8 protein-coding genes are annotated in these 12491 nt (G+C 46.2%); 5 read left to right on the top strand and 3 right to left on the bottom strand.

Features of this window, described 5'->3' with window-relative positions; all coding sequences use genetic code 11:
* The first annotated feature begins 424 nt into the window (after positions 1-424).
* The 4 genes from FS373_RS19230 (at position 425) to FS373_RS19215 (ending at position 5906) form a co-directional block, all read left to right on the top strand.
* On the top strand, positions 425-2062 hold the full coding sequence (locus FS373_RS19230) for an alpha-glucosidase family protein (protein WP_152830370.1): 1638 nt from the start codon (positions 425-427) through the stop codon (positions 2060-2062).
* 60 nt (positions 2063-2122) lie between these two features.
* On the top strand, positions 2123-3400 hold the full coding sequence (locus tag FS373_RS19225; protein ID WP_152830369.1) for a sugar MFS transporter: 1278 nt from the start codon (positions 2123-2125) through the stop codon (positions 3398-3400).
* Positions 3401-3598: 198 nt separating this feature from the next.
* Entirely contained in the window at positions 3599-4813 is a 1215-nt protein-coding gene (locus FS373_RS19220; protein WP_144046312.1) for an RsmB/NOP family class I SAM-dependent RNA methyltransferase, read from the top strand.
* 352 nt (positions 4814-5165) lie between these two features.
* Positions 5166-5906 (top strand): cytochrome b/b6 domain-containing protein, encoded by a 741-nt coding sequence (locus FS373_RS19215; RefSeq protein WP_144046313.1) that lies wholly within the window; start codon positions 5166-5168, stop codon positions 5904-5906.
* Positions 5907-6045: 139 nt separating this feature from the next.
* Here the strand turns inward: FS373_RS19215 and FS373_RS19210 are convergent, their stop codons facing one another.
* Positions 6046-7107, bottom strand: a complete 1062-nt coding sequence (locus FS373_RS19210; protein WP_152830368.1) for a UDP-glucose--hexose-1-phosphate uridylyltransferase — start codon at positions 7105-7107, stop codon at positions 6046-6048.
* A 302-nt stretch (positions 7108-7409) separates the two neighbouring features.
* On the opposite strand from FS373_RS19210, the gene FS373_RS19205 reads away from it, so the two are divergent.
* A complete protein-coding gene (locus FS373_RS19205) occupies positions 7410-10745 on the top strand; it encodes a DEAD/DEAH box helicase (RefSeq protein ID WP_227993032.1) in 3336 nt (1111 codons plus the stop codon).
* A gap of 132 nt (positions 10746-10877) precedes the next feature.
* Here FS373_RS19205 and FS373_RS19200 read toward each other — a convergent pair whose 3' ends face one another.
* Positions 10878-11564, bottom strand: a complete 687-nt coding sequence (locus tag FS373_RS19200) for a flagellin (protein WP_152830367.1) — start codon at positions 11562-11564, stop codon at positions 10878-10880.
* Positions 11565-11858: 294 nt separating this feature from the next.
* Entirely contained in the window at positions 11859-12431 is a 573-nt protein-coding gene (locus tag FS373_RS19195; RefSeq protein WP_144046316.1) for a TetR/AcrR family transcriptional regulator, read from the bottom strand.
* Between the last annotated feature and the right edge of the window lie 60 nt (positions 12432-12491).

Genomic DNA, 12491 nt, shown 5'->3' with positions numbered 1-12491 from the left:
AATGCATATGAGGTTGTGAATTAGATCTGCCTGTTATTGTACTTGTACGCAACTTGTTGCGGTACGGTGAAGATGTTACTCCCGCCTATCCTAGCAAAACAATCTTGTGCATACGTATTCAAAAGATCCGAGTGATATAAAATTAGGCGGCTTAAGGGTTGAAAGCTAGATAAAACTCTGACGTGAATGGTAGCTAATCATTTGATAATAAAAGGTTTGAACTTGATTGTGGTGCATGGGTAAGAGTAAGCTAAGTTATGCATACGTATGCAGAGATATTGAACCCTATTTCCCTATTCACGTATGCTCGTCTTATTCAAACAGGATATGCAGCCAGTAACCTCAAACAAACGTTAAGGCAACAAGGGTGTTGCTGGGGCAGGTTAGTCTGTTACATATCTTTAGTTTTTTATTAGGGGCGACAATGACTCAAGTTTCTTGGTGGCGGGGCGCCGTCATCTACCAGATCTATCCGCGTAGCTTGATGGACTCTAATGGTGATGGTGTAGGAGATCTTCAAGGGATCATCGCTAAACTCGACTATATTGCGAGTCTAAATGTCGATGCAATCTGGGTATCTCCCTTTTTTAAGTCGCCGATGAAAGATTTTGGCTATGACATCAGTGATTATCGGGCGGTGGACCCTCTGTTTGGCACCATGGATGATTTCGATGAGCTCATCGCTAAGGCTCATGGCTTCGGGATCAAGGTGATTATCGATCAGGTACTGAGTCATACGTCTGATCAGCATGAGTGGTTTATAGAGAGTAGGGAGAGCCGTACCAACCACAAGCAAGACTGGTACGTATGGGCCGATCCTAAGGATGATGGCACGGCGCCCAACAACTGGTTAGCCATTTTTGGTGGTGGAGCCTGGGAGTGGGAGCCCAGGAGACAGCAATATTACTTGCATAATTTCCTCACCAGCCAGCCTGATCTGAATTTCCACAATCCCGATGTCAGGCAAGCCGTGCTTGATAACGTCGAGTTTTGGCTTAAGAAGGGAGTCGATGGCTTCAGACTCGATGCGATTACGTTCTGTTTTCACGATCAAGACCTGAGAGATAATCCGGCTAAGCCTAAAGATAAGCGTCAGGGAAGGGGCTTTAGCGAAGACAATCCTTATGCTTATCAATATCATTATTACAATAATACCCGGCCCGAGACTGTGGGTTTTATCGAAGATCTGCGAGGTCTCATTGACCGTTACCCAGGCGCGGTGACCCTTGGCGAAGTCTCATCTGAAGATTCTTTGGCCACTATGGCCGAATATACCCGGGGTGAGCATAGGTTACATATGGCCTACAGCTTCGAGTTATTGACCGATGATTTTAGTGCGGGTTATATTCGACAAACTGTCGAGGCGCTCGAGGCGAGTATTGGTGATGGTTGGCCTTGCTGGGCGATAGGTAATCACGATGTACAACGCGTCGTTAGCCGCTGGGGAAAAGGCAATACTCAATCGGCTATGATAAAGATGCTCACGGCTATGCTATGTTCAATGCGAGGCAGTGTTTGTAGCTATCAGGGGGAGGAGTTGGGCCTGAGTGAAGCCCCTATTGAGTTTCATCAGCTGCAAGATCCTTTCGGCATCGCGTTCTGGCCCATGTTTAAGGGCAGGGATGGATGCCGTACGCCCATGCCCTGGTTACATGACAAGCGCAATGCGGGTTTCAGTGATACAACACCTTGGTTACCTGTGCCTGAGCATCATCTCGCCTTGTCGGTTGATCTACAAGAATCAGATGAAGCCTCAGTGCTCAATGCTTATCGCCAGTTTCTAAGTTGGCGGCAGCAACAGCAGGCAATAATTACAGGAAGCATCAGATTTATTGATGCACCTGAGCCTATTCTTGCCTTCATCAGGGAAACGGCTGGGCAAAGGTGTCTTGTGTGCTTTAATCTGTCGGCCAAGTCAGTTAGCTATCAGGGTTTACCATCTTGTTTGGGGGAGATGACTCGAGAGCAAATCATCACAGGACATGGTTTACTTCAGGGAGGCATTATCGATAATGAGATCCAGCTTCCTGGGTTTGGCTGCCTATACGTCAAGTTGAAGTGAAATAGATTCACATTTAATGGTTAACACCAATATTGTCAAAATAACATAGAGAATAACAATATGGCTTCATCGTATAATCCGGATACAACGAGTAATTTAAGGGCCACTGCGGGCAGCGACTCCCAAGGGAATTATCGCTTCGCCTTAGTGTCATTGACTTCACTATTTTTTATGTGGGGATTTATCACCTGTCTTAATGACATCTTGATCCCACATCTTAAGGCGGTATTCTCCCTTAATTACACAGAGGCCATGCTGATCCAGTTCTGCTTCTTCGGTGCCTACTTTTTGGTGTCCATTCCTGCGGGTAAGCTGGTTAAACGCTTAGGCTATCAAAAAGGGATAGTGACTGGCCTGGTGATCGCGAGTCTGGGCTGCGCCTTGTTTTACCCCGCCGCCGAATTCGCCACCTATGGGCTCTTCTTAGGCGCATTATTTGTGCTGGCGTCAGGGATCACCCTATTACAGGTCGCGGCAAACCCCTACGTTAATGCCATGGGTAGCAGCGAGACGGCATCGAGTCGTTTGAATTTGACGCAAGCGTTCAACGCCTTAGGCACCACAGTCGCCCCTTTCTTTGGCGCAGTATTGATATTGTCTGTGGCCTCATCGGCAGCCTCTGATTTGGCACACGCTCAGGCCGAAGCTGAGGTGGTTAAGCTACCTTATCTCTTGCTTTCGGGCATGTTGGCGACTTTAGCCCTCATTTTCGCCAAACTGAAACTGCCTAAGATAGAGGCTCATACAGCAGATGACACTGGCCAGATAAGCTATAAGGGCAAGGCTAGCGCTCTGCAATCTAGGCATCTGGTATTGGGGGCTGTGGGCATATTTGTTTATGTTGGCGCCGAGGTTTCCATTGGTAGCTTCCTGGTGAACTTTCTCGGTGAGAGTCATATAGCTGGATTGAAAGAAGCCGATGCGGCGCACTATATCGCCTATTACTGGGGCGGTGCCATGATAGGACGATTTATCGGCTCGGTTGTGATGCAAAAAGTCGAGGCGGGTAAGGTACTCGCCTTTAATGCGCTCATGGCCGCTCTGTTGGTGGCAGTGGCCATGACAAGCACTGGCAGTATGGCCATGTGGGCGATACTGGCGGTTGGCTTGTTTAACTCCATCATGTTCCCGACCATCTTTAGCCTGGCATTACGGGATCTGGGTCCTCATACATCACAAGGTTCTGGCATCTTGTGTCTGGCAATTGTCGGCGGCGCAATCCTGCCACTTCTTCAAGGTGTGACTGCCGATGCCATTGGGATCCAACAGGCTTTCTTCTTACCGATTATCTGTTATGGCTTTATCTTGTTCTATGGGGCCAAGGGCTCAAAAATGTAGAGGGTTTTACATCGATATTTAGACTTAAAATGGCGACCTCAGGGTCGCCATTTTTGTGATGGTTAATTGAATCGTGCCAGATGGTCAAAAATAGTTAGCGCTGGGCCAGACTTTACTTGCGTATTGATGGCTTAACTCCTATGATCCACACGTTTTTATTTTAGTCTTGATTTTCAGGCATCCACCGCAGGCGATTTCATGCTTAACTCACCACTTTCTCCCAGCTCGACCGAATTAGTCATCAATGTTTTAGATATGGTTTTATCTGAAGGAAAACCCTTAGACAGAGCTTACTCTCATCATTTCTCGGGCTTACAATTAGCGCCGTCTGAACAGGCTCGTATCACTGTGGTCGCCGGAGATATCCTACGTAAATTAAACCTTTACTGTTATCTTTCCGATGTGAAATATGAAGAGATGTCACGCATGGGCACGCGTTTGCTCAACGTTTGGCACATGTTCCATGAACTCGAACTGCCTAAGATGCAATATGCATTACAGGTGGATGAGAGAGAATATTTTGACCGTTTGGAGAAAGCCAAGGCTCAGCCAGCGTTATGGGACGGTTGTCCTGAATGGTTAGATACCATGGGTCAGGCCCAGCTCGGTGATGCTTGGGCGAAAGAAAGAGCGGCATTAAGTACGCAACCTAAGCGTTATTTACGAGTAAACCTTCTCAAGTGTACTCGTGAAGAGCTAGGCAAGAAGCTGAGAAATGAGCAAGTTCAAACCAAAGAGGTTGAGGGCGTAGATACTGCACTGGAAGTCACTTCCGATTCGGCACTATTTCGCACCGAGAGTTTCAAGAAGGGTTGGTTCGAGCAGCAAGATGCCGGCTCACAACTGGTGGCAGCAGCGGTAGATGCTAAGCCGGGTATGCGGGTTATCGATGCCTGTGCCGGTGCTGGTGGTAAGACCTTGTCCATCGCGGCTCAGATGCAGGGCAAGGGACGTTTACTGGCCATGGATGTCGAGCAATGGAAACTCGATAGTCTGAAACAGCGTGCTCGCCGCGCCAACGCTCATAATGTAGAGACTCGTATCATTGCCAGCTCTAAGACTATCAAGCGTCTTAAACTCAGCGCCGACCGTGTGCTGCTGGATGTGCCATGTTCAGGTTTAGGGGTACTTAAACGTAATCCAGATGCTAAGTGGCGCGATACGCCTGAACGTTTACCTGTGTTGGTTGAGCTACAGAAACATATCCTGCAGAGCTACAGCCGCATGGTTAAAGTGGGTGGCATTTTAGTCTACGCCACTTGCTCTATCATGCCTGAAGAGAACCGAGATCAGATTGATGCCTTCCTAGCTGAAAATGAGCATTTCAAGTTTATCGAAGATGAGAACATCAGCGTGGCTGATTCTGGATTTGATGGCTTCTACTTGGCTAAGCTTGAACGCATCTCTGAGTAATAGATACTCCTTGAGACAGAGACAGAGACTGAAACAGAGGTGGACTTTCCACCTCTGTTCGCCTCTGTTAGCTTATTATTCCCTGATCTGATTCTCTAGTCTTACCTATTTCTCTGGTACCTATACCCTCTGATACCTAATACGCCCCCCTATTGCGAGTCACAATGACGATTCGAAGATAACTAATTCTCAATAACGTGCTGCAGCACACATTTATTCGACATAACATCTTGTTTAATTAACAAATCTTAACCCTATTTATTCCAGATAGGCGTAAAATGATGACATGGCTTTATATATATTATTAGCCAGTATTTAATTAGACGTATTGTAAAGATCTGGGGGGATCACTATGTCATTATCGACTACCGAAGACACAAGTCAGAACAAAACCTACCGTGTATGGGACAGACCCACACGCATGTTTCATTGGGTTAACCTGCTATTGGTGCTCAGCCTGATGTTTGTCGGCTTGATTATGTTGTTTAAGAGTGAAATTGGCATCTCGGGGTTAGCAGCCAAGATAGGCCTGAAAGAGCTACACACAGTTATCGGCTATTTGTTCGCAATAAACCTGATCATAAGGCTTGTGTGGGGTTTTATCGGTAATCGATTTGCCAAATTTGCTGACAACGTACCAAAAATCGGGGCCATAAAGCAGTATCAGACGGCCTTACGTGCAGGAGAAAACCCGCAATACCTAGGTCATAACCCCACGGGTAAACTCGCTGTTCTGGTCATCATGCTCATACTGACTGTGATCATGGCGACGGGATTGATCCGCGCCGGTACGGATATCTATTATCCGCCATTTGGGGCGGCAGTGACTCAATATATTGCCGCTGACGGCGTCGATGCCACTAGTATTAAGCCTTACGATGAAACTGGCGTAGACAAGGCTAAGCTTGCCGTGATCAAGCCATACAAAAGCCTGGCGGGCACAGTACACCTGTATAGCGTCTATTTTCTTATGCTATTGATTGTGCTGCATGTCGCGGGTGTGATTATCGCCGAACTACGTCATCAGCCAGGGATAATCTCGGCCATGTTTTCGGGAAAGAAACGAATAGTGGGAACACCGCTGGATAAATGAGTCTAGATGTAGATTTTTTTCCTAGTACTTTACCTAGGCCCTAGATCTTAAGTAAGGATCTAGTTTTTGTCATGTATCAGCCAGCTCACAGGATTAACTTATGCAGCTGGCTGATTTACCTATCTTATCCCTTATCTCATTAGCTTTTGTCTAAATAATGGATATCGGTGGCATCTCTGAGTCTGGTTGCAGCTTGCTCAGGTGTCAGATCTCGCTGAGCTTCGGCCAGCATCTCATAACCCACCATAAACTTCTTTACCGTGGCGGAGCGTAGCAGTGGCGGGTAAAACACGCCGTGTAACTGCCAATGATCACTGCCAGTTAATTCACCTTCTCTGTCTCGCTTGAATGGCGCGAAGTGCCAGCCCATGGAATAGGGGAAAGAACAATTGAACAGGTTGTCATAGCGGCTGGTGAGCTTCTTGATGGCCAAGGCTAGATCGTCTCTTTGCGCATTACATAATTCATCGAACCTTCGAATGTGGCTTTTTGGCATTAAGATGGTCTCGAAAGGCCAGGCTGCCCAATAAGGTACAACGGCCAACCAGTGCTCGGTCTCGACTACGGTACGGCTACCATCTTCCATTTCACGTTTGACATAGTCCAAGAGTAGGTTACGGCCATGCTCTTGCTGATATGCTCTTAAATTATGGTCTTTTTTCCTGACTTCATTCGGCAGGTAGCTATTGGCCCATACTTGTCCGTGGGGATGGGGTTGAGAGCAGCCCATGACAGCCCCCTTGTTCTCAAATGCCTGTACCCAGACATATTCCTTGCCCAACTCGGTTATTTCATTCTCCCAGGCATCAACGACCTGACGTAGCTGCTCTGTGGTGAGCCGAGGTAGCGTCTTGCTGTGATCCGGTGAAAAACAGATCACCCGACTCAAGCCGCGGACGCTTTCACTGCGCATTAGTGGATCGTCATCAAAAGGCGCTGCAGGCGTGTCGGGGGCTAAAGCCGCAAAGTCGTTACCAAATACAAATGTGGATTGATAATCAGGGTTTATCTCACCGCTTATGCGTCGATTACCGGCGCACAAGAAGCAGTCTTTATCATAACTTTGATCTTGTTCATCGGGAGTCGCTTCGTCCTGGCCTTGCCAGGGACGTTTAGCTCTATGGGGAGAGACGAGTACCCAGTCAGCCGTGAGAGGGTTAAATCTACGGTGTGGATGTTCAATAGGATCGAAGCTAGTCATAGTATTTTACAGGAGGATATTGTATACGAATGGATTATATAAGAATGAAGCTAAAAAGCGATAAGAGAATTGTACATTTATCCTATGTTTTTTATATAACTGGCTTATTCAGTAACCAATAGAATTACTATTAAGGTGAAAAATGGCGTTTATCAAACAATACTATATAGGGCTTAGCCCCATCAATGGTATAGTTCTCCCTTTCGATTTAATTTAAATGGTTTAGAAGCTTGGACGCGGTGAGCTGTTTGCTGTCGCCTTGGTTTTTTGTATGAATTGATAGTTATGATTGGAAGGCAAGATTGACCCAACTAGATAATTTTTTTAGCCAGTCAGTAATATTCGACGGTATGCTGGTGTTATTGGAAATGACAGTGGTTGACTTTGACTACAGCGGACCTGTGTTGTCTGCGAAGTTTAGCTCGGCTAAAGATCTGGGCATAGTCACTGAGGGTATTGATGTCGGTGATACTATTCAATCACTCGTCACTGCGAGATTGGACTGGTCTGCGGGTCCAGTCATTGCCTCCGCTAATACGGTGTGCAGCCAGTGTAGCGAGTCACTGTTACCTTGTATTCATCTTGCCGCTATCGCCATCGATTATGTGGCCAGAAAAGCCCCTATCATTCCCTATCCGAGTGAAACCAAACGTGCCGATACCGCACTCAGGTTATTGAGAACTGAGCTGAGTCAACGTTACGATCCTTATCCTAATATGGCCAGACATAGAGTGGTGTACTTGTTATCAACAAGGAAGGGTGCACTGCACCTGAGCGCCCATAAAGGCTATGTCAGTAAATTAGGTCAATACTCAATCAAGACAGATTTAGGCTTTGAGGTGTTGGACCGAGGCAGCTTGCCAAAATTTGTGACTCAAACCGATGTTTATTTACTGCATAGGTTAAGAGAATTAGCCCAAGTGTTGGATGATGAGACGAGAGCTGCTCAGCAAGAGACACTTTCCTTAGGGTTAGGAGAAACGTGTGACAGTGAGTTCCTTTATCAATTAATTTCTACTCAGCGCTGTTTCTGGCTGCATTGCGAGCAAGTCCCCCTCAAGGTCGAGCCGCATTATCTTGATGATTTTGTCGAGCCAGGCGCCTTACTTCAAGTGGCTCCAGGCCAATACCTTGATTTTGCCAGTATGAGTCTGGTGTTGACCGAATTACCCCCATCTCTGGGTGAACTCAGCGATAAACAGCGCACTGAATATGTACAACAAGTTGCAGATGATGACAGGGAATGGGTGCCTAAACTTACAGTGTATCGCAGGGGTATCGAATTTCCCTGGGATGAACAGAGTCATCTGGATTTACAGGTCGCTCGCTTTTCCCTCATCAGCGATGATTTGGAGTGTGGTTTAGTTGACATTTTTGCTCATGCCAGCGAGTCACCGCATCTGCTCAAGCTCGCCGCTGAACTGAGTATTCAGCTGTCCGATTTTCCCCTTCTTTCATCTGGATTTGAACCCATAGTCTGGCATCAGTTTCTACTCGGCGATCGCCAGTTACCTGAGATGTTGAGTCAACAGATGTTTGCCATAAGGCGTCTGATGTTGGCTGGCTGGTCAATTGATTTTCAATTAATCAATCGTTTTAGCTTGGCCCAAGTCCAGACTTGGTATGGAGAGGTGAGTCATCAAGCTGCAGATAAGCAATGGTTCGACCTTGAACTGGGTGTTGAAGTGGATGGCAAGAAGATCAATTTATTGCCCTATCTGGTCAAAGCAATAAGACAGGGCTTGCTGCAAAACTTAAGCGACACAGATACGATACTCATGGAGCTCGACTCCGGTCAGCGTCTGTCTCTGCCCGCCGACAGAGTGAAGCATATTCTCTCTGTGCTGGTCGAGTTGTATGAGAGAAAACCGCTGTCAGTCGATGAGACATTAACTATGTCCATGAATCAGTTGACTCGAATTGCAGAATTGGCTGATCGAGATAAAATAAACAAGAAAGACTGGCATTGGCAGGGCAGTCACTGGTTACAGAATAAGGCTCAGCAACTTTACTCTTATTTAGAAGTGAGTTCAGGTGGCCAAGGCCCAGCAGATCGGGACGCTAAAGCTAAACAAATAGATTTTGCTGTTTCGCCGCCTGTCGGGCTCAATGCGCAGCTTAGAGAATATCAGCAGCTGGGATTAAACTGGTTGCAGTTCTTAAAGGCTCACGAATTTTGTGGAATACTCGCCGATGATATGGGTCTGGGTAAAACAATCCAAACCCTGAGTAGTATCTTACTCGATAAAGAGGCCGGTAAACTGTCTGGCCCCTGTTTAGTGGTTGCGCCAACGAGCCTATTAGCCAACTGGTTGCATGAAGCTGGGACATTTGCCCCCGAACTTAGGGTGCTTCTCTGGTCAGGGCCTAAGCGCCACAGTTTACAAGATAAGATTGATAGCAGCGATCTCTTGATCACCAGCTATGGCACACTGCAACAAGATGTTGAGTTTTGGGCCAAGCAACACTTTCATGTGGTGATCTTAGATGAAGCTCAGACCATCAAAAATGTTCGAAGTCGAATTAGTCGAGTGGTTTCCAGCTTATCCGCGACCCATAGACTCTGCTTAACCGGTACGCCTTTAGAAAATCATCTGGGGGAGCTATGGTCACTGTTTAACTTCCTGATGCCAGGTTTCCTCGGTACCTATGCTCAGTTTCAGCGGCATTATCAAGTGCCGATTGAAAAAGAGCAAGATGATGAGCGTCGCCGGGCGCTCGTGCAACGGATTGCGCCGTTCATGTTACGCAGGCTTAAATCTGAGGTCGCCACAGAATTGCCCGATAAAACGGTGATCAATGAATATATAAACCTGACCGAGACTCAGGGGGATCTGTATGAAACGATCCGTTTGACCATGTCTGAAGAGATGAGAAAAGCGGTGTCAGTCTCGGGAGTGAAACGTAACCGTTTAGCCATCAGTAATGCCTTGCTCAAACTCAGGCAGGTCTGTTGTCATCCCGACTTACTCAAACTCGATCACCTCCAGCAATCAGACTTAGCCGGCGCCGATGTCGATACAGTCTCAGTAACATCTGATATTGATGAGCTTGGTGATCAAGGTTCTGCCAATGGAGTGCAGCCTCTCGATGATGTTGGCAGGCTCAATACTCGCTCAGGAAAGTTAAACTGGCTTGCCGCTAAGCTGCCCGGCATGCTCGAAGAGGGCAGGAGAGTATTAATTTTCTCCTCTTTTACCAGCATGCTGAGTCTGATTGGTGAACTTCTGGAAAAGCTAGGCATTAGCTTCGTTGAGCTGACGGGAAAGAGTCGAGATCGAGGGGCACTGGTTGAGCGTTTTCAGCAGCGAGAGGTGCCGATATTCTTGATTAGCTTGAAGGCGGGAGGCGCGGGTCTAAATCTAACTGCTGCCGATGTGGTCATCCATACCGATCCCTGGTGGAATCCAGCAGCCGAGCAGCAGGCCAGTGATAGGGCTCACCGGATAGGCCAGGACAAGTCGGTGTTTGTCTATAAACTTATCTGTAAGGATACCGTTGAGGAGAGGATACAGCTGCTGCAGGAATCTAAAAATAATTTAGCACAGAGTATCTATCAGCAAGAGAGTCTGGCTGTTTCTGAGATGACAGGGGATGACTGGCTTGAGCTATTAAAGCCTATAGAACTGGATGACTAAATCTTGAATAACTCGCTTTGAAAAAACGCTTCTGAATGGGAGTTTTGGATGAATAGCTCTGGCACAAGGGTTCTGTATGGATAGTTTTGGATAAATAGCTCTAGAAGAATAGCCCTGCCTTTAGTAACAGGGCTAAATAAACTGATTAAATAGTAGGCCTTTTTGCTCCTCCTCATCTTTTTTCAGGATCACGGCGATTTTTAGTTGCAGCTCTGTCTTGAGCAAATCTGCCGAGCTTTGGGCATAATCGGTATCTTGAATTCGCGAGCGTGCCGCGCTGCTATTAATACTGCTAATTTGGTAGTTATTGACTCGGCTGTCGATGGCGTTACTCTCAGCTCCTGCAACGCTGGCATTGTCATCTATAATCACTGAGGCATCGTCTATAGTGGTCAGTGAAGCACTTGGATTACTCGCATCTAAACCTGAAATAAAATTATTCTGTCCCAGTACTTCTGCCGCGACGACATTGATCTCTTCGGTCAGTTGATCAAGCTCCGCTTGTATGGCTTGTTTATCGTACAAGGGATTACCTGCTTGTATGGTCAAGTCTCGTGCTCTAAGGAGGTTGTCAGTAATTGAAGCATATTGTCCTGCTTGAGTGTTAATTATGCTCTGCTCATCGAGTGCATTTCTTACACGTACTCCTGACTCATTAATACTGGATGTGAGCCTATTGGCGATCTGTAGGCCAGCGGGATCGTCCGAGGCCTTGTTAATCTTGAGCCCGGTACTGAGCTTCTCCATCTGCTCTTTACGTTTCTCTTGCAGTTTCTCAAGGTTACTTAGACTCGATGACTGAATGCTGGGCAATTTCATACCTGTCTCTCTCAAATTGAAACCTGATATTATTATCTAACGGTATTGTCTAAAAAACAAACATATAATCACAGTTACTTAGAGTAAATCAGAGTAATAACCTGCTTGTTATTATTAATCGTTATAACTCGTCATTATCTACTGATTTACTTCTTGAAAGGTCTGGGGACTTGGCTGTGGATGAGCGAATATTTAATTGAGAGAGATATGAGCATAGAAGGGCAATACGCTAGTTATACCGATTGGTATTTTACCTCAGAGTTTAAAAATAATTCTCCGTACTCGAGATAATCCCTATAGAGAAGGAACAATGCTGCGACCATACAAAAAACTTGTTACATGAGCCTGAGCATTGAATTTTGGTAGTTCTGGGTTGAGCCCTGTACGTGAAAATAGCATATAGGTAGCAATAGGACCAAGTAATGCTGTGAGAGTTAACATCGGATATTCAGACCTTAATGCATTTTGATCTTGGTGATGTTTAATCATCTTCACCATACCTTGTAAGTTGTTTATTAGATTCATGGTTGCATCGCGTATGTCAGGGTTGCCAGATATCTCATGAAGGAGACGAAAAACAATATCGCCATAGATATCAAAGGTGACAATGTACGATTTAACTAACGCAACAAGATCGTCGTGCAGATCGTCGGATATCTGCACAAGGCTGAGAGGAGTATTAATGAGTTGGTGATCAATTGCTCTTGCAAATAACACGGCCTTATTACCATATCGTCGGAATAGCGTTGCTTCATTCACACCAGCAATACTGGCAATAGCTTTTGTGGTGGTGGCGGCATATCCGATAGTTAACCATTCGTTAACTACAATACCAAATAGCTTATTCTCGTCAATTTTACGCGGCATCGATACTCCTAATTTGTTTCTTGATCATACCATGTGCAAGCTTTTACTTGCAAAAGAAAT

Source organism: Shewanella sp. YLB-07, from assembly GCF_009377275.1.
Note: the sequence above shows the minus strand (reverse complement) of the source record. Positions and strands in the feature narration are given on the sequence as shown.

Bases quoted from the DNA above. Each gene is read 5' to 3' on its own strand.
- FS373_RS19225 (WP_152830369.1), top strand. From the start codon at position 2,123: ATGGCTTCATCGTATAATCCGGATACAACGAGTAATTTAAGGGCCACT.
- FS373_RS19220 (WP_144046312.1), top strand. From the start codon at position 3,599: ATGCTTAACTCACCACTTTCTCCCAGCTCGACCGAATTAGTCATCAAT.
- FS373_RS19200 (WP_152830367.1), bottom strand. From the start codon at position 11,564: ATGAAATTGCCCAGCATTCAGTCATCGAGTCTAAGTAACCTTGAGAAA.
- FS373_RS19195 (WP_144046316.1), bottom strand. From the start codon at position 12,431: ATGCCGCGTAAAATTGACGAGAATAAGCTATTTGGTATTGTAGTTAAC.
- FS373_RS19210 (WP_152830368.1), bottom strand. From the start codon at position 7,107: ATGACTAGCTTCGATCCTATTGAACATCCACACCGTAGATTTAACCCT.
- FS373_RS19215 (WP_144046313.1), top strand. From the start codon at position 5,166: ATGTCATTATCGACTACCGAAGACACAAGTCAGAACAAAACCTACCGT.
- FS373_RS19230 (WP_152830370.1), top strand. From the start codon at position 425: ATGACTCAAGTTTCTTGGTGGCGGGGCGCCGTCATCTACCAGATCTAT.